Origin of the sequence: Halalkalibacter alkalisediminis (assembly GCF_028610705.1) — a bacterium.
Taxonomy (GTDB): Bacteria; Bacillota; Bacilli; order Bacillales; family Bacillaceae_D; genus Halalkalibacter; species Halalkalibacter alkalisediminis.
In genome coordinates this window covers 312392-328991 of record NZ_JAQQWT010000003.1, presented here as the reverse complement: position 1 = coordinate 328991, position 16600 = coordinate 312392, and the positions used below count along the sequence as shown (strand labels likewise).

Below are 16600 nucleotides of genomic sequence, written 5' to 3'. Positions count from 1 at the left end.
TGAATTTTCGTTTTTCAGAACTTACTTAAGCGGCTTATAGAGGAACTCAATTGACTGTTTAATCGATTTTTCTAGCTGTTTTTTATTTTTTTTAGCTTGAATATTTTCAAAATATGGATCTTCTTTGTAATAGAGCGGGAGCACTAATTGATCATTATTCTCTGTTACTTGTCCTATTTTTGTGATTATTTTTCTTTTTGTACGATCTAAAGAATAAGCTAACTTCATAATGGAGCCTAAAAATTCAAACAACTTCAAATTACTTTTTGAAATAATTTTTATGAAAGGCTCTGCATATTTCATCATTTGAGATTTGGACTTATATGAAGAGATAAACGCTACAGCTAATCGTTCTTGGTGAGATAATCCTTCAATGGTTATGTTTGTAAGTAAATAAAATGTATTTTGGCTACTTGATTCACTATTGATGGTTTCACCGATATATAAGACTCTAGCGCTGAGTTGAAGGAGTTTGAGTGCCTCTTTTTGATCGTGATCCACTAGAGCAAATGGTGAGAGCTGTTTATACAATTGCATGGCAAGATATGATATGTGGCTCACATAATCTAGCTTGATGTTATATTTAGATGTAATTTGGTACATGTTTTCTTCAATTACGTTTGGAAATCGGTTGGTTTCCATCGTTTTAAGCAGTTCCTCGTAAAATACCCCATCTCTTAAGCCCTTTCTACTCATGATGAATTTCTCTGCTTGAACGTGATCTACAATAGAAGATATAATCTCAACTGCTGGGACGATTATTTCTACTCTATCTTTAGAAAGGCCATCAATTTGTGAACGTTCCTCGGAAGAAGTAAGTTGCAACATGTCATTGATGTGAAACACCTCTGTCTTAGGTATTTCATATTGATGAATGCCTGCAAGCGGATAATTAACTTGACGTTGATGAATAAGGGAAAGGTTTCTTGCGCTTCCTCCGATTCCAATTACAGGGTAGTGTAAATGTGTTGCTAACCAAGGGAGTGTTAACCATTGCTCTCGAATATAGTTTTTCAAAGCTTGTACGGCATCAGCTAGGTTTTTTGTTTGTTGAAAGAACTTTTGATGGAGAGTAATGGCCCCAAATGGAAAGCTGTGATAGTGCACTAATGTTCGATTTTTAAATAAGGTTATCTCAGTACTACCCCCGCCAATATCGACGGTAAATCCGTCCGAAATATTGGTTGAATTGACAATGGCTAAATACCCATAGAAAGCTTCTTCATATTCACTGAGAATACGAATTGTCATACCGAGTTTTTTTTCTATGGAACGAACGATCTCCTCTTTATTCTTTGCTTTACGCATGGCAGCGGTAGCAATCACTATCAGCTTGGGAATTTGGTGGTAGTCGATTATTTCTTTAAATCGAGTAAGTGTATTACTAACGATCGCAACTCCCTCATCAGATAAATAACCATTGTTTAATATATACGTGCTGAGTCTAGCGACCGTTTTATAATTATGTAATTCGTTATACTGACCATGATGATCGACTTCATTAATAACGAGCCGAAAGGAGTTTGACCCCATATCGATAATAGCGTATTGATCTTTAATCACGAACCCCACCTCAAAACGAATAATAAAATTCTATTCCTGATTATACCAAAAGCGATAAGTAGAGCACAAAGGTAGACAGAATTGAAATAACCTTTATAATAAGAAAGGATAAGACACTAAATCGTAATTGTTCTGATAAAGTTGTGAAGAAAGGAGACGAATGTATGCATATTCCTATTCAAACTGAAGCTGTTGAATTAAAAAATATTTCATTTCACTATGGTAATCAAAAAGTTCTTGAAAATGTATCGTTAACGATAAAAAAAGGATCTTTTTTAGGTTTAGTAGGACCGAACGGGTCAGGAAAATCAACATTAATTAAATTAATGCTAGGATTGTTGCCTACTCAGCAAGGCGATATCGAATTATTTGGAGAAAAGGCTTCTAAGTTTCGCCATTGGGAAAAAATCGGGTTTGTATCTCAAAAAGCAAATAGTTTTAATACTGGATTCCCGGCAACGGTTTTTGAGGTTGTGTCGATGGGTTTATATGGGAAAATAGGGTTGTTTCGCTTTTTAGGCCGAAAGCATAAACAGCAAGTTAAAGAAGCGATTGATCAAGTAGGGATGTCTAAGTATATGAATAGAAATATTGGTGAATTATCTGGAGGTCAACAGCAACGAGTTTTTATTGCCCGAGCCTTGGTGAGTCAGCCTGAATTGTTAATACTAGATGAGCCAACAGTAGGAGTAGACGCAACCAGTGTTCGACAATTTTATGATATGCTCGATCATTTAAATAAAGATAAAAGGATTACTTTGGTAATGGTAACCCATGATATAGGTGCGATGACAGATCATGTCACCGATGTGGCATGTTTAAACAAAACTCTTCATTTCCATGGAAATACTGCAGATTTCGAAGCGAATCAAGATTTATCGACATTTTACGGCCATGACGTTCATTTGTTAACTCATAATCATAGTCATGGAGGACATTAATTCATGTTAGACGCCTTTTTTCGATATGAATTTCTACAAAATGCTTTCTACACAGGGGTGTTAATTGGTTTACTAGCACCAACATTAGGTGTTTTTTTAGTAGTAAGGAGACTTTCTTTAATTGCGGATGCTCTCTCTCATATTACGTTATCAGGAATTGCAGCAAGTTTGTTATTAGCTAAACATGTGGCATTTTTCCAAACGCTCAATCCACTTTATATGGGATTGTTTTTTTCCGTTAGTGGTTCTTTGTTAATTGAACAATTGAGGAGTGTTTATTCCTTTTATAAGGAGATTGCAATTCCAATTATATTGACAGGTGGGATAGGGTTAGGAGTTGTATTCATTTCACTTGCCGATGGGTTTAATAATGACTTATTTCATTATCTATTTGGAAGTGTCATGGCGGTAAGTCGCTCAGACTTATGGACTATCAGCATTATTACTGTTGTTGTATTGTTTGTCTTAATTCTATTGTATAAGGAATTATTTTTTCTTTCTTTTGATGAAGAACAAGCGATTGTTTCGGGTATTAACCGTAGGATTATTAATTTCATTTTTATTGTCATGGTTGCATTAGTTATCGCTGCTTCCATGAGAATTGTTGGTATTTTACTTGTATCTTCTTTAATGACATTACCCGTTGCTGCTGCGATGAGATTGGCTGTAGGTTTCAAACAGATGTTTCTTTACTCCATATTATTTGGTGAAATTGCCGTAATTGGAGGGCTCATCACAGCCTTTTATTTTGATCTTGCCCCTGGTGGAATGATTGTCATGATTGCGGTTGCAATCTTACTTCTTACCATGCTTTTAGAAAAAGTATTCGGAGAAATTAGGAAGGGAAGAAGACAAAAAATGAGCTTTGGAAATAACGAATGTTAGGGGCTCAGTAATGGAACTGTTAACACAATTGACGTTTATCGAACGAGGTATTTTAGCAGGAGTGATCATTGGATTTATCGCTCCGGTAGTAGGAGCATTTTTGTTAGTCCGTAGAGTTTCGATTATCACAGAATCGATCTCACACATTACACTAGCTGGATTATCAGCAGGAGTATTACTTGGAACGTTAGGGCCTTGGTTTTCAGAGTTAAATCCTATGTATATTGGGGTTATCTTTGCTTTGATTGGAGCTTTGGTCACAGAGCGTTTAAGAATGATTTATAAACATTTTCAAGAATTGGCTGTTCCGATTATCTTATCTACTGCAATAGGAATGAGTGCCATCTTTATTTCACTAGCGAGAACTGGATATAATGAATGGTATGCGTATTTATTCGGAAGCATTGTTAGTGTAACCATTAGTGATCTTCATTTTATCCTTGTGACAGCGGTGTTCGTTCTAATCATTATCGGTTTATTTTATAAAGAATTTATCTCAATTTCTTTTGATCAGGAATTTGCTAAGGTGTCAGGCATTCCATTAAAAGTGGTTAATTTTATGTTTGCGTTGTTAGTTGCCTTAGTCATTTCATTATCGATGAAGGTTGTAGGGATTTTACTTGTTGGTGCATTGGTCGTTATACCAGTAGCTACGAGCATACAATTAGCAAAAAGTTTTAAACAACTCGTGGGATATGGAGTCATATTTGCTCAATTGGCTATGTTGTCTGGATTATTTTTTTCTTATCAATTTGCCATTGCCACAGGTGGGATGATTGTTTTAATGAGCTTAGTAATCTTAATCGTTGTACTGGTATTGAAAAAAGTACAAGTAAAGTAAAGGAGGGCTTGTTTTGAATGTAAATGAAGCAATGGAACTCTTAAAAGAAAAGGGTTATAAGCATACAGATAAGAGAGAGGACATGTTACGCTTATTTGCTTTAGAAAAAAGATATTTATCTGCAAAAGATGTTTTAGAACGATTGCAAAATGAATACCCTGGAATGAGCTTTGACACGATATATCGTAATTTATCTTTGTTTGCCGATCTTAGCATTCTTGAAGAAACAGAACTGGATGGAGAAAAAAGATTTCGTTTTAGTTGTTCAATTTCCAAACACCATCATCATTTGATCTGTCTTGAATGTGGAAAAACTAAGCATATCGAAAGTTGTCCGATGGACTCGATTCGTCAACAATTTCCCGATTTTGAGGTTACTGGACATAAATTTGAGATTTATGGTAAATGCCAGGAGTGCGTTGCTATTAATTAACGAAGAGAAGTGAAATTAGGTTAAGATCAAATCTTTTTTTAGGTTTGGTCTTTTTTGTCTTTTCCTGTCTATGATGAACAGTTATCTCCAACCAATATTTTTAATTTCTTTCGGTGAAAGCGCTTGCTATTTGAGGGAATAATCGTATAATAAAAGATGTAATAAATTGTATGTATTTTTTGAATTTATATAAATATGCAAATTTACCGCAAATAAACTTGAGTTTAATCGAGGTGGGTAGTTATGGAATCCATAGTTAAGCATATGACGAAGGACTTTGAAGAGAAACTTAAACGAACACTTAATGATAATGAAGTAGAATTTATTAGGTGGATGGTTAGTAATAGTAACTATGATTGCCGCCCACTTCCGTTAGAGCATTTGAAACAGGCGTAACCATAAATTGATAAGGATATTTTAAATTCATTGTCCAATCCTAGAAATTAGGAGGGGATGATAAGATGGCTAATCCAATTGTTAAATGTAATGTAGCAAATTGTACGTTTTGGGGAGATGGCAACAGATGTCAAGCTGACTCCATTCTCGTAGAAATTGATGCACACGCAAACCGTGACTACAACATGGAAGCGGGAGAAGAATTTTACGAAAAAGCAGAACATAAGGATAAAGCTCAAGAGATTAAAGAGACTTGCTGTCATACCTTTCGACCAAAAGAGTAAACTAAAAAGAGGACTAGCTAAGGCTAGTCCTCTTTTTTATGTTCTCAGCTGTTTTCTTTTAACCAGTTGTCCACCCAATCTTTTGCTTCTATCCAGTTGTGCGCACGAATAACAGACTTAGGAGCAGGTAATCGATTGTAAGGTGTGTCTAATAAAATAACTGGAATATTAAATTCCTCCGCAATTGCAACAGCATTGTCATGTTTATCCTCAAAGAAGATATCAAGTTGATGTTCGCGAACGGCATCTAACTTATCATGTTTACCAACTAATTCAATATGGTCAAACGGAATAGCATTTGCTGTGAACCAATTAGTGGTTATATCTGCTAGATGGTTTCTTCTTGCCGTAATGTAAATTAAGTCATGAGATTTAGTCCAATCATGTAACGTTTTTTCAGCATAAGGAGCTAGCTTTGCTTCTTGATAAATAATCCCTTCATGATGTTCCATCCACTCCCAGAACTGCTTTTCTGTTATATCTAAAACAGAAGTTAAGTCGTATTCTGTTAAATCATCTAACGTTAACGTCTTATTAAAATGTTTGTTTAAATATGGAATAAATGTGTTAGGACTCGTAATTGTACCATCAATATCTAGTCCTATTCTTTTTTTAACGGACATAAATTCACCTCATAAATACCTTGTTTCTATTACCTTACACGAAAAAACGGAGTCGGTCTAGTGAACCTTCCTTTGCAAGAAAAGATTGACACCCATAATTATCTTGTCATGCGTCATACTAAGGACTGTTCCCCGAAACAAAGAAAGTGAGGGATTCGTATGACAGACCGAGAACACCCAAAAGATGAACCAATAAGGTTAGTTGATGAAGATGATCGATCATTAACTTTTGTGAATAACCATGTTGATGGAGAATATGAAAACGGACGAAGTGATACCCGGAGCTTAGATTTAACGGAAGAAGAAAAAGATCAACCATTCGTTACCAATTTTCAAGAAGAAACTGCCGTTGAATACGGAGTAATGAATGATAGGGTCGAACGAGATGAGACGGCGCGTATAAACGAAGATGATGTCACGGCTGGACGTGGTGTCGGAACATTTGCGATCGTATTATCCATTCTCTCCTTATTCTTCTTGCCAATATTACTTGGTGCAGCAGGTATTGTAGTAGGTTTTGTTTCACGTCGTTATGGCTCCACATCGCTTGGTAACTGGGCGATTGGTATTGGTGCGATTTCGATTCTCATGACCGTCTTTTTCTCACCATTCTTCTAACATTAGATTAATTAGGTGAGAGCGGGGAACATAGAGAAAGCACTAGTCAATTTCGGCTAGTGCTTCTCTTATTATGCATTTTCTAATTCACGTTGCTTTTTGAAGTGTTCTTCAGCAATTTTGTCAATTTCAATTTTTAGTTCTTCGACCATCGTTTCTTCAGGGACTTTTCTTACAATTTCGCCTTTCATAAATAAGAGGCCTTCCCCACGAGCGCCCGCAATTCCAATATCAGCTTCTCTGGCTTCTCCAGGTCCATTTACAGCACAACCAAGCACAGCAACCTTAATAGGGGCTTTAATGGTTGAAATGTAATCTTCTATCTCGTTTGCGATACTAATCAAGTCAATTTCAATTCGGCCGCAAGTTGGACAAGAGATAAGGGTTGCAGCGTTAGCAGCAAGACCAAATGACTTTAACAGCTCCCGTGCAACTTTGACCTCTTCTACAGGATCTGCACTTAACGAGATACGTACTGTGTTACCAATACCCATGTTTAAAATAGCACCAATTCCTGCGGCACTCTTGATCGTACCTGCAAATAATGTTCCAGACTCTGTAATTCCTAGATGTAGTGGATAATCAAAAGCTTTTGATGCTTTTTCGTATGCCTCAATAGCTAAATTGACATCAGATGCTTTCATCGACACAATGATGTCATGAAAATCAAGTTCTTCAAGAATTTGTATATGGTGAAGAGCACTTTCAACCATTCCATCCGCTGTCGGATACCCATATTTATCAAGAATTCGCTTTTCTAAAGATCCAGCATTAACTCCAATTCGAATGGGAATACCTTTTTCTTTAGCAGCTTTTACTACAGCTTCGACTTTATGACGTTTACCGATATTTCCTGGATTGATGCGGATTTTATCTGCGCCACCTTCAATGGCTTTTAAGGCTAACTTATAATCGAAATGAATATCAACTACTAATGGGATGTTAATCTGAGCTTTAATGTCAGCAATTGCTTCAGCTGCACGCATATCAGGACATGCTACGCGAACAATCTGACATCCAGCTTCTTCTAGTCGCTTTATTTCTGCAACAGTTGCTTCAACATCATGTGTTTTTGTCGTTGTCATGCTTTGTACAACTACCTCATTGTTTCCGCCGATCGTCAAATTGCCAACCTTAACCGGTCGCGTTTTTGTACGATGAATAATTTCGGTCATAGACCAATCGCTCCTTTATATTGAAGAGTGGACTCTTCACCTAATCTCACAAAGAGAATCGTCTCCATTTTATCAATGTCAGTATTTGTTTGGCAAGGATAAAGTCATTTCTATTTTAAGTAGGACGCTTTAAAGTCATACAAAAAAGGGGAGTGTCGTGTCTCCCCAAAGTGCGTGTCTTTCTGCTTAAGATTTGTCTGAGCGTTTTTTTACCTTGTCATTTTTATGAATGGCTTTGAAAAAAGAAATGAATTTAACGGTATACAGGGAATAAGTATGTTTTACCGATTTGAATCTCTTCAGGTCTAATACCATCATTTAATTCTTGGAAATCATAAACAATCTCTTGAATCGTTGCTTTAATGGTTCCTTCATGTAAGTGTTCTACAATGGAGAGAACGGTATGTCCAGGTTCAACCATCACTTCTTGGAAAGGATCTAATTCAACATTGGTCATTGTTTCTTCTGTCGTGTCAGAGTTAGTTACTGATTCTGCAACTGCTTCAGTAACTTCAGAAAGTCCATTGGGTAAAGTTCCAATAGTTAGATCATAATAAGTACTATATAAAATAACGAGGATAATGAAAATCGTCCCTATACGTTTCATTCAGCTTGTCCTCCTTTAGTGTATTCATTTATTCATTAAGAGTATATGTTCTTTCATCCTAAATATGCCAAAAAGGGAAGAAGAAATTTCAAAAGGTTGAGCTCAGGCTCTTTTGTTCTGCAATAAATGAAGAAGGTCTTAATGAACTAGTTAAACGTTTTAGGAGTGATAGTATGGCACTTCGTTCGTCTTACATCTTATTTTTTATTGGTCTTTTACCAGTCATTATGGTTATAGGTAATTCGATGTTTATTCCTCTCTTGCCCCAAATGCAATTAGATATGGGGCTAACAACAATTGAGAGTGGCTGGTTGTTAACAAGTTTCTCTATTCCCGCAGCACTGCTTGTCCCGCTAGGAGGTTACTTGTCTGACCGGTTTGGAAGAAAGAAAATAGCACTCGTTGCTTTACCCGTTATTATGATTGGCTGTTTGATATCAGCTCTTGCTGGTATCAGGGTAGAGGCAGCTGCGACGTTTCAATTAATGATGGTAGGTCGAGTATTTCAAGGTATAGGAGCAGGTCTAGTCACACCTCTTGCGATGGTATTTATTACAGAAATCTTTGAAGGGGAACAAAGAACCCGTGCACTGGGCAGCATTGAAGTATATAACGGAATGGGGAAAGTGATAAGTCCAATTATTGGGGGGATTATCTTAGCATTTTCATGGGAGTTAAGCTTTGTCATTCTTTTAGCTCTATCTTTATTTGCTTTTGTAGGAATATTATTATTTATCCGATCAGAGAAAACGATGGATAAAGCTAGTGAGAAGCAAAAAGTAGCAAGAGGCAGATTAAAGAAGATTTTTTCTATTCATTGGCGTTGGTTATTCCCTATATTCTCCTCTGGTGCAATCGGGATGTTTTTGCTTTTTGGTTATTTGTTTTATTTCTCTTATTTATTAGAGGCTACTCAGGTTCTTTCTTTTTGGAAGGGGATATTGTTAGCGACACCTTTATTTATGTTAACAATTTTATCTTATGGAACTGGTAGAAAATTAAAGGGGAAAGAAGATTCTTACAAAAAAGCGATTATTTTGGGTCTTATCCTCATGGTTTTAGGGTCTACATTAATGATCAACTTCGATTCGTTAATCCTATTCATTGGATCAATTATGCTTTTCTCAAGTGGGTTTGGTATATTACTTCCAGCTGCTAATGCAGCTCTTGCTTCAATTGTTCCAAAAAGGGAAAGGGGAACCATGTTTTCTCTTTACTCTATGATGAGATTTTTAGGTGTTGCTTTAGGGCCGCTTTTATTTGGATTATGGTTGCAAAACATTGAACAAATGATTTTTACTGCTTTATTTTTTATTAGTTTTAATTGTGTAATAGTCCTTTACTGCTGGCCTTGTTTACCAGTTGGTAAGAACTGCGATATACTAAATGAACACGTTATTAAGTAAAAAAAAGTGACTAAAGTCCCTTTTCTTTATGTGCGAAAAAGTGTTTCTTATTTAATAGAGCACTCGTCAATTAAGAGAGCTAGACTTAGGAAGATATTCTAAGTCATTAAAGGAGAGTTGATTGGGATGAATCTGAAATGGAAAAAAAGAATGATTCTTACACTTGTATTTGCTTTATTATTTCCAATGTTTGTTCTTGCAGATGCTGTACCAGGAGACGTAGTCATTACATTAGGAGAAAATTTATCAGAGACGCAAAAGCAAAGTTTGTTAACGGAAATGGGACACTCGGAAGATGACCTTGTCATCTATGTAACGAACGCGGAAGAGCATCAATATTTAGGAAATTATATTAGCGCTTCTCGAATTGGAAGCAGAGCGTTATCGTCTTCTAAGATCACACTTAGGGAAGCTGGTGCAGGCTTAACTGTAGAATCGAATAACATTGATTGGGTGTCAGATGAAATGTATGCCAATGCTCTTATTACAGCAGGAGTTGAAGATGCTGATATTTATGTGACAGCTCCTATTAATGTATCGGGAACAGCTGCATTAACTGGGTTAATTAAAGCTTATGAGATTGCAACAGAAATTGAAATTCCAGAAGAACAAAAGCAAATTGCTAATGAAGAAATGGTCCGTACGGGCGAATTAAGTGAATCAATTGGGGTTGAAGAAGCCACTGAATTAATGAATCGAATTAAAGAAGAAATTGCTAATAATCCTGTTGAGACAGAAGACGATTTACGTGAACTCATTCGACGTGTGGCAGCAGAGCTAGGCATAACGTTAACAGATGAAGAGTTAAATGGTCTTGTTTCACTTTTCATGCGAATGAAAGATATGAACATTGATTGGAATCAGGTTCAAGATCAAATTACAAAAGTTCGTGACAATTTAGGGGATTTTCTAAATCGAGAAGATACTCAAGGATTTATTAAGAATTTCCTTGATTTAATTAATCGTCTTATTGATTCCCTTCGAGGTTTATTTAGTTCATAATGAGAGAGGGGGGATTGCCCCCTCTCTTTATTTATACCATTTTTCCAAAAAAGTGAAACGGATTGATTTTGTACTCGTATACATTAAAAAGGAAGTTGTGAGTATGGAGTGGTTAAATTCTGCCAGTGTGGGCTTTATTGTTGTCTTTTTAGGAACTTTGTTTCTGATTGGAGAATTGCTTGTGCGGGCAAAAGGACTTTTTGCTATTTTGGGTGTTGCAATTATGGCTATGTATTTCTCCTACCATCTTTCAGGAGATGTAGGATTATGGGTCGTCATTTTATATATGGTAGGACTAGTCATGATTGTAATTGATGGTAAGGTAATCACAGATGGTACGATTGCTTTATTAGGAGTCTTATTAATGATCATAGGGATAGCAGTCCCTGCTCCCAACTTCATCTATGGTGCACTTGTATCAATGGGTTTCTTAGTAGGTGGGTTTAGTTCAGCACTCTTTCTTAAAGTCTTCCCATCAAGAAACTTATGGGCTAAAATGACGTTGAAAGACCGATTAACTGGAGATATTGGTTATAATTCTATTAACGAACGTTACCATGAATTAGTAGGTAAGCAAGGAAGAACGATTAGTTCATTGCGCCCAACTGGTACAATTGAAGTAGAAGGAGAACAGTATAGTGCGACTAGCGGTGGGCACTGGATAGAAGCCAATTCGGATATCATTATTACGTCCGTGGATGGTACGAGAATCCTTATAAAAAAAATAGAAGACGAAAAAAGCGAGTAAACCTATGGTTTTGTACTCGCTTTTCTTTTTGGAATTGGAATGGTGTGCACTGCCATAAAAACGAGCAACAAAGTCGAAAGTACAAATGCACTAAAAGGAATAGGTGTCACAAGTATATCAATCCAATAAAGGACAATGACAGGGAGTGTAAGAGCATGCGCTGTGATTGTCCAAAAGTGACGGTATTGTAACGGCCGACCCCTTTTAAAAAAGGTAGCAATAAATGCTAGTATAGAAATCCCTAAATAAGCAAGGCCTGAAAGACCTACATAAAGCAATGTGGTTACAATAAACAGCAATATAGGTAAGAACCCTTGCAAATCCTGAATTCGTTTAGCGAGTTCTTCTTTTGTTAGTTCGTTTAAGCCTAATAATGTATAAGAAATGCTCTGAATGTTGCCGTTAGCTACAAAAAGGATGTTGTGCTGTTGAAGTGCGATCCCTTCGTTTAGCAATTTTAAATCTTCATCTGAATAAAAATTAGCTGGGTCAATCAGAACGAAGCCTTCACCTAGTTCTTCTGTATAGAACGGTTCTGTACGGTCTAACTGGAGTGAACCGTTGATAAGTTGAAAGGAAGGTAAATCACTTACTAATAAATGATTTAATCGATCAACACCTGTATAAGTTGCCATATTTAAAGACACGAAATAAGGAATGCTAGCAATAAAAACGATAAAAAGGACATACCCAATTGTCGTTGTTATAGGGCGAAATCGACTATATGCAATCACTTTTCTACTATAAAAACTTTTAAAAAACCATTCCCAAAACGTCAGGTTAACCACCTCTTTCATCCCTAGCTATTTTATCTAAATAAGAAGAAAAATGCTATGACAATTTAAGAAATCGACAAGATGTGACTTATCAAAATAAAAAATATTTAATTGTTTACAAATCCTCTATGAATGCTTAATAATAGACAGAGTGTCCATGTTGATGTTTGTCGAATGGTCAGAATAATGTACCTTATGAAATGAAGGGATGAGGATTTGTGGATTTACAAACGCTCTTGTTCATGTTTTTCGGTGGTCTAGGAATATTCCTTTTTGGTATAAAATACATGGGGGATGGGCTACAGAAAGTGGCTGGCGATGGTCTTAGAGATTTATTAGATAAATTTACGACCAATCCAGTTATGGGGGTTTTTGCAGGACTATTTGTTACGGTTCTTTTACAAACGAGTACAGGAACTACGGTTTTGACAATAGGACTTGTTAATGCAGGGTTTATGACTTTGAAACAGGCAATAGGTGTGATTATGGGGGCTAATATTGGTACAACGGTTACAGCCTTCATTATTGGAATTAAAATTTCAGCATATGCCTTGCCTATTATTGCGGTAGGAGCAGCCCTTATTTTCTTTGTCAAAGCTAAAAAAGTTAATAATTATGGGCAGGTGGTATTTGGTTTTGGTGCCCTTTTTTATGGACTTGAATTAATGGGGACTGGATTAAAGCCTCTCCGAGAACTTGAATCATTTGCTGAACTAACAGTTAGTATGAGTAACAATCCACTGCTAGGTGTTCTGATTGGGACAATCTTTACGGTGGCCGTGCAAAGTTCAAGTGCGTCAATTGGTCTTTTACAACAATTGTATGAACAAGGAGCAATGGGGTTAGATGCGGCTTTACCTGTTTTATTTGGAGACAATATTGGAACAACAATTACAGCTATTTTGGCTTCAATTGGGGCTTCAGTTGCAGCAAAGCGTGCAGCTTTAACTCATGTTATTTTCAATCTAATTGGGACGATAATCGTTCTAATTTTATTCCAGCCTTTCTTACAATTGATAAGCTACCTTGCGATGCAACTAAATTTAAATCATCCAATGACCATTGCATTTGCTCACGGTATTTTTAATGTATCAAACACATTAATTCAATTGCCTTTTGTCGCTGTATTAGCCATTATTGTGACAAAGTTGGTCCCTGGTGAAGAATACAGCATTGAATATAAAGCGAAACACCTAGACCCTCGTTTTATCGGAAGTTCACCAGCTATTGCACTTGGACAAGCGAAGCAAGAAGTGCTACGTATGGCTGAATTCTCTGAAAGAGGTCTTTATGAAGTAAGTCAATATCTTGAAAATGGACAAAAAAGACATGCTGAGATGTCTATACAGTTTGAAGAAGCTATTAATAACCTTGATCGAAAAATCACGGATTACCTAATTCAAATATCATCACGCTCTTTATCAGCACAGGATTCAAAGTTACATTCCATGTTGATGGATACAGTTCGCGATATTGAGAGAATTGGTGATCATATCGAAAACATTGTAGAATTGAAGGATTATCAAAAGGCTAATAAAGTTCAGATCTCAGATAAAGCGCTTGAAGACTTACGCGAGATGTCGGAACTGACTTTATCAACATTGAGAGAGGCGATTACATCTCTTGAAATGGTGGATGGAGAAATGGCTCGTTCTGTTCTAGAAAAAGAAGAAAAAATAGATAAAATGGAGCGCAAGCTAAGAAAGCAACATATACAACGTGTGAACGAGGGGAAATGTTCCGGTTCTGCAGGTATCGTATTTGTTGATATTGTGAGCAATCTTGAACGTATAGGTGACCATTCAGTAAATATTGCTGAAGCGGTTATTGGGGAAGAAAACTAAGTAATAGATAAGAGGGACATATGGTATGTAGCCATATGTTCCCTTCTTTTAAAAAACATACTTGTCTATCTAAGTATAGTATGATAAATTAAATCAGTAAGTTGTTTGTCGATGAAGAAGTAAAAAAAGGGTTGACTTAAATTAGTTAGCGTGATATTATTATTCTTGTCTTTAAGAGATGTTCCACAGTAGCTCAGTGGTAGAGCAATCGGCTGTTAACCGATCGGTCGTAGGTTCGAGTCCTACCTGTGGAGCCAAATTATGGCGGTGTAGCTCAGCTGGCTAGAGCGTACGGTTCATACCCGTGAGGTCGTGGGTTCGACTCCCTCCGCCGCTACTTCCTTTTTAATTAAATAGAATTCTATGGCGATTGTGGCGAAGTGGTTAACGCACCGGATTGTGATTCCGGCATTCGTGGGTTCAATTCCCATCAGTCGCCCCATAGAGGACCCTTAGCTCAGTTGGTTAGAGCAGTCGGCTCATAACCGATCGGTCGTAGGTTCGAGTCCTACAGGGTCCACCATACGGAGGAATACCCAAGTCCGGCTGAAGGGATCGGTCTTGAAAACCGACAGGCGGGTTAAACCGCGCGGGGGTTCGAATCCCTCTTCCTCCTCCATTACATATTTAATGACAAAGGATCTGCAAATGCAGATCCTTTTTTGCATGTTCATAACGTTGTTTAACGGCTTACTCTCATTATGCGATAAGGCTTTATTGAAAACGCCAAGTTAGAATACCAAGAGCTATACAAAAGCCAGCAAAGTACGTTAGTTTTGTATTCTCAACCATTGAAATAATCCACTTTATCCCTACTAAAGCAAATAGAAAAGAAGTAATAAACGCAGCTGTTATTGCGTGAAGTTGTGTCTCGCTATAACTTTTTAGTATTTCAGGGATCTTCATTAAACTCATTCCAATGAAAACAGGAATGGATAACATAATGGAGTACCGGAGTGAGGTTCTTTTATTTAGACCTAAAAGAAGAGCTGTGAATAGTGTGCTGCCAGTTCTAGATATTCCAGGTATGAGTGAAATTGCTTGACCGAGCCCTATTATAATAGCATCTCTCCAATTAAGTTGAATCTCTGACCTATTTCCGTGTGTGAGCCCATGTTCAATCAAAACGAGTAATAAACCTGTAATAATTAAGGATACTCCAATTGTAGAAGGATTCGTAAAATTGTCGCCTAAACTAAACTCTAAAAGGTGAGCAACTACTAAAGTAATGATGGTTGAAATCATAATAAGCAGAGTAAAATGAAAATTGGTTTTGGTTCTTGGGCTTCTAGTTTGAATATGCAACCAAAAATCGCTCAATATTTTACGAATGTCGTGTCTAAAATAAACCAATACCGCTAAAACAGATGCAATGTGCAATAACGTTTCAATTGCTAGCTTAAAATCTTCACCGATGCTAATCTGGAGAAAACGCTGGATAATTAGCATGAGAGCTGTACTTGAAATTGGTAAAAACTCTGATATTCCCTGCACAAACCCAATTAAAATAGCTTCAAACATATTCATTAGATTTATGCCTCCGCCAGATTTCTTTTTACATTGTATGAGCTAGTCCAATCGTTATGACCATGAAAACGTTTATTTCATGTATGGGATGGGTAGAGTAAAAGAGTCTTCTATACGTAAAAATAGTGAGCATAATCGTTGCAAGAATGTTCAAATTTTGGTAATGTAAGAACTGGAAGACTTATGAAACATTTATGTTGATAAAGTTACATTAATCTGAGGAGGAATTTATTATGGCTTACGAATTACCACAATTACCTTATGCTGCAAACGCACTAGAACCACATATCGACGAGGCAACGATGAACATTCATCATGGTAAACACCATGCTACTTACATTGCAAAGCTAAACGCAGCTCTAGAAGGACATGAAGAGTTAGCTGGAAAAAGCATTGAAGAATTAGTCGCTAATTTAGATGCTGTTCCTGAAAATATTCGTGGAGCTGTTCGTAACAATGGTGGTGGACATGCAAACCACGCTTTATTCTGGCAACTACTTAGTCCAAACGGAGGCGGAGCTCCTACGGGTGAACTAGCTGATGCAATCAACTCTACATTTGGTAGTCTTGATGCATTCAAAGAAGAATTTGCAAATGCTGGAGCTAACCGTTTTGGTTCAGGTTGGGCTTGGTTAGTTGTTGATGGTGGAAAGCTTGCTGTAACAAGTACTCCAAACCAAGACACTCCTCTTATGGAAGGTAAAACACCAATTCTTGGACTAGATGTTTGGGAGCATGCTTATTATCTAAACTACCAAAATCGCCGTCCTGACTACATTAACGCTTTCTGGAATGTAGTAAATTGGGAAGAAGTTGCAAAACGTTATAACGAAGCAAAATAATACTTAGTTGTTGGACAAATCCAGAAGGTTACTTCTGGATTTGTCTTTTTTAATTAAGGATAAAATAAACTTCTAAAGACCAAATCAAA

The 16600-nt window shown here is 36.8% G+C and carries 18 protein-coding genes and 5 tRNA genes; 17 read left to right on the top strand and 6 right to left on the bottom strand.

Features of this window, described 5'->3' with window-relative positions; all coding sequences use genetic code 11:
- Positions 1 to 21: 21 nt before the first annotated feature.
- Positions 22 to 1563 (bottom strand): exopolyphosphatase, encoded by a 1542-nt coding sequence (gene ppx, locus PQ474_RS06560; protein ID WP_273841230.1) that lies wholly within the window; start codon positions 1561 to 1563, stop codon positions 22 to 24.
- Positions 1564 to 1727: 164 nt separating this feature from the next.
- On the opposite strand from ppx, the gene PQ474_RS06555 reads away from it, so the two are divergent.
- The 6 genes from PQ474_RS06555 (at position 1728) to PQ474_RS06530 (ending at position 5343) form a co-directional block, all read left to right on the top strand.
- Positions 1728 to 2504, top strand: a complete 777-nt coding sequence (locus tag PQ474_RS06555; RefSeq protein WP_273841229.1) for a metal ABC transporter ATP-binding protein — start codon at positions 1728 to 1730, stop codon at positions 2502 to 2504.
- A gap of 3 nt (positions 2505 to 2507) precedes the next feature.
- Positions 2508 to 3389, top strand: a complete 882-nt coding sequence (locus PQ474_RS06550; protein ID WP_273841228.1) for a metal ABC transporter permease — start codon at positions 2508 to 2510, stop codon at positions 3387 to 3389.
- A 10-nt stretch (positions 3390 to 3399) separates the two neighbouring features.
- On the top strand, positions 3400 to 4230 hold the full coding sequence (locus tag PQ474_RS06545; RefSeq protein ID WP_273841227.1) for a metal ABC transporter permease: 831 nt from the start codon (positions 3400 to 3402) through the stop codon (positions 4228 to 4230).
- A gap of 13 nt (positions 4231 to 4243) precedes the next feature.
- Positions 4244 to 4663, top strand: a complete 420-nt coding sequence (locus PQ474_RS06540; protein ID WP_273841226.1) for a Fur family transcriptional regulator — start codon at positions 4244 to 4246, stop codon at positions 4661 to 4663.
- Positions 4664 to 4906: 243 nt separating this feature from the next.
- Entirely contained in the window at positions 4907 to 5059 is a 153-nt protein-coding gene (locus PQ474_RS06535; RefSeq protein ID WP_273841225.1) for a hypothetical protein, read from the top strand.
- A 65-nt stretch (positions 5060 to 5124) separates the two neighbouring features.
- Positions 5125 to 5343 carry a DUF1540 domain-containing protein gene (locus PQ474_RS06530; RefSeq protein WP_273841224.1) on the top strand — a complete coding sequence of 73 codons (219 nt, stop codon included), beginning with the start codon at positions 5125 to 5127 and terminating at the stop codon, positions 5341 to 5343.
- 44 nt (positions 5344 to 5387) lie between these two features.
- On the opposite strand, the gene PQ474_RS06525 is transcribed toward PQ474_RS06530, so the two are convergent.
- Positions 5388 to 5966 carry a hypothetical protein gene (locus tag PQ474_RS06525; protein WP_273841223.1) on the bottom strand — a complete coding sequence of 193 codons (579 nt, stop codon included), beginning with the start codon at positions 5964 to 5966 and terminating at the stop codon, positions 5388 to 5390.
- A 159-nt stretch (positions 5967 to 6125) separates the two neighbouring features.
- On the opposite strand from PQ474_RS06525, the gene PQ474_RS06520 reads away from it, so the two are divergent.
- Positions 6126 to 6584 (top strand): DUF4190 domain-containing protein, encoded by a 459-nt coding sequence (locus tag PQ474_RS06520; RefSeq protein ID WP_273841222.1) that lies wholly within the window; start codon positions 6126 to 6128, stop codon positions 6582 to 6584.
- A 71-nt stretch (positions 6585 to 6655) separates the two neighbouring features.
- On the opposite strand, the gene ispG is transcribed toward PQ474_RS06520, so the two are convergent.
- Positions 6656 to 7750: a flavodoxin-dependent (E)-4-hydroxy-3-methylbut-2-enyl-diphosphate synthase gene (gene ispG / locus PQ474_RS06515; RefSeq protein ID WP_273841354.1), complete on the bottom strand. Its 1095-nt coding sequence runs from the start codon at positions 7748 to 7750 to the stop codon at positions 6656 to 6658.
- A gap of 262 nt (positions 7751 to 8012) precedes the next feature.
- Positions 8013 to 8366, bottom strand: coding sequence for a hypothetical protein (locus PQ474_RS06510; protein WP_273841221.1), 354 nt, complete (start codon positions 8364 to 8366; stop codon positions 8013 to 8015).
- A 173-nt stretch (positions 8367 to 8539) separates the two neighbouring features.
- On the opposite strand from PQ474_RS06510, the gene PQ474_RS06505 reads away from it, so the two are divergent.
- From PQ474_RS06505 to PQ474_RS06495, 3 genes are all read left to right on the top strand, one after another.
- Positions 8540 to 9772, top strand: coding sequence for an MFS transporter (locus tag PQ474_RS06505; RefSeq protein WP_273841220.1), 1233 nt, complete (start codon positions 8540 to 8542; stop codon positions 9770 to 9772).
- 126 nt (positions 9773 to 9898) lie between these two features.
- Complete coding sequence (locus PQ474_RS06500; RefSeq protein WP_273841219.1) at positions 9899 to 10774, top strand: DUF1002 domain-containing protein; 876 nt, start codon at positions 9899 to 9901, stop codon at positions 10772 to 10774.
- 103 nt (positions 10775 to 10877) lie between these two features.
- A complete protein-coding gene (locus tag PQ474_RS06495; RefSeq protein ID WP_273841218.1) occupies positions 10878 to 11522 on the top strand; it encodes an NfeD family protein in 645 nt (214 codons plus the stop codon).
- Between the two features lie 2 nt (positions 11523 to 11524).
- Here PQ474_RS06495 and PQ474_RS06490 read toward each other — a convergent pair whose 3' ends face one another.
- Positions 11525 to 12310, bottom strand: a complete 786-nt coding sequence (locus tag PQ474_RS06490) for a DUF1189 domain-containing protein (RefSeq protein ID WP_273841217.1) — start codon at positions 12308 to 12310, stop codon at positions 11525 to 11527.
- A gap of 206 nt (positions 12311 to 12516) precedes the next feature.
- On the opposite strand from PQ474_RS06490, the gene PQ474_RS06485 reads away from it, so the two are divergent.
- The 6 genes from PQ474_RS06485 (at position 12517) to PQ474_RS06460 (ending at position 14761) form a co-directional block, all read left to right on the top strand.
- Positions 12517 to 14142 carry a Na/Pi cotransporter family protein gene (locus tag PQ474_RS06485; protein ID WP_273841216.1) on the top strand — a complete coding sequence of 542 codons (1626 nt, stop codon included), beginning with the start codon at positions 12517 to 12519 and terminating at the stop codon, positions 14140 to 14142.
- Positions 14143 to 14324: 182 nt separating this feature from the next.
- Positions 14325 to 14399, top strand: a tRNA-Asn gene (locus tag PQ474_RS06480).
- A 6-nt stretch (positions 14400 to 14405) separates the two neighbouring features.
- A tRNA-Met gene (locus PQ474_RS06475) sits at positions 14406 to 14479 on the top strand.
- Between the two features lie 29 nt (positions 14480 to 14508).
- A tRNA-His gene (locus PQ474_RS06470) sits at positions 14509 to 14584 on the top strand.
- Positions 14585 to 14588: 4 nt separating this feature from the next.
- Positions 14589 to 14665: transfer RNA gene (locus PQ474_RS06465), tRNA-Ile, on the top strand.
- Between the two features lie 3 nt (positions 14666 to 14668).
- Positions 14669 to 14761: transfer RNA gene (locus tag PQ474_RS06460), tRNA-Ser, on the top strand.
- Between the two features lie 95 nt (positions 14762 to 14856).
- On the opposite strand, the gene PQ474_RS06455 is transcribed toward PQ474_RS06460, so the two are convergent.
- Positions 14857 to 15669, bottom strand: a complete 813-nt coding sequence (locus PQ474_RS06455; RefSeq protein ID WP_273841215.1) for an undecaprenyl-diphosphate phosphatase — start codon at positions 15667 to 15669, stop codon at positions 14857 to 14859.
- A 233-nt stretch (positions 15670 to 15902) separates the two neighbouring features.
- Here PQ474_RS06455 and PQ474_RS06450 point away from each other — a divergent pair, with 233 nt between their 5' ends.
- A complete protein-coding gene (locus PQ474_RS06450; protein ID WP_273841214.1) occupies positions 15903 to 16511 on the top strand; it encodes a superoxide dismutase in 609 nt (202 codons plus the stop codon).
- Positions 16512 to 16600: the final 89 nt, after the last annotated feature.

Coding starts and splice junctions, on each gene's coding strand:
- PQ474_RS06505 (WP_273841220.1), top strand. CDS start 8,540: ATGGCACTTCGTTCGTCTTACATCTTATTTTTTATTGGTCTTTTACCA.
- PQ474_RS06500 (WP_273841219.1), top strand. CDS start 9,899: ATGAATCTGAAATGGAAAAAAAGAATGATTCTTACACTTGTATTTGCT.
- PQ474_RS06530 (WP_273841224.1), top strand. CDS start 5,125: ATGGCTAATCCAATTGTTAAATGTAATGTAGCAAATTGTACGTTTTGG.
- PQ474_RS06545 (WP_273841227.1), top strand. CDS start 3,400: ATGGAACTGTTAACACAATTGACGTTTATCGAACGAGGTATTTTAGCA.
- PQ474_RS06455 (WP_273841215.1), bottom strand. CDS start 15,669: ATGAATATGTTTGAAGCTATTTTAATTGGGTTTGTGCAGGGAATATCA.
- PQ474_RS06520 (WP_273841222.1), top strand. CDS start 6,126: ATGACAGACCGAGAACACCCAAAAGATGAACCAATAAGGTTAGTTGAT.
- PQ474_RS06495 (WP_273841218.1), top strand. CDS start 10,878: ATGGAGTGGTTAAATTCTGCCAGTGTGGGCTTTATTGTTGTCTTTTTA.
- PQ474_RS06535 (WP_273841225.1), top strand. CDS start 4,907: ATGGAATCCATAGTTAAGCATATGACGAAGGACTTTGAAGAGAAACTT.
- PQ474_RS06550 (WP_273841228.1), top strand. CDS start 2,508: ATGTTAGACGCCTTTTTTCGATATGAATTTCTACAAAATGCTTTCTAC.
- PQ474_RS06450 (WP_273841214.1), top strand. CDS start 15,903: ATGGCTTACGAATTACCACAATTACCTTATGCTGCAAACGCACTAGAA.
- PQ474_RS06525 (WP_273841223.1), bottom strand. CDS start 5,966: ATGTCCGTTAAAAAAAGAATAGGACTAGATATTGATGGTACAATTACG.
- PQ474_RS06510 (WP_273841221.1), bottom strand. CDS start 8,366: ATGAAACGTATAGGGACGATTTTCATTATCCTCGTTATTTTATATAGT.
- PQ474_RS06555 (WP_273841229.1), top strand. CDS start 1,728: ATGCATATTCCTATTCAAACTGAAGCTGTTGAATTAAAAAATATTTCA.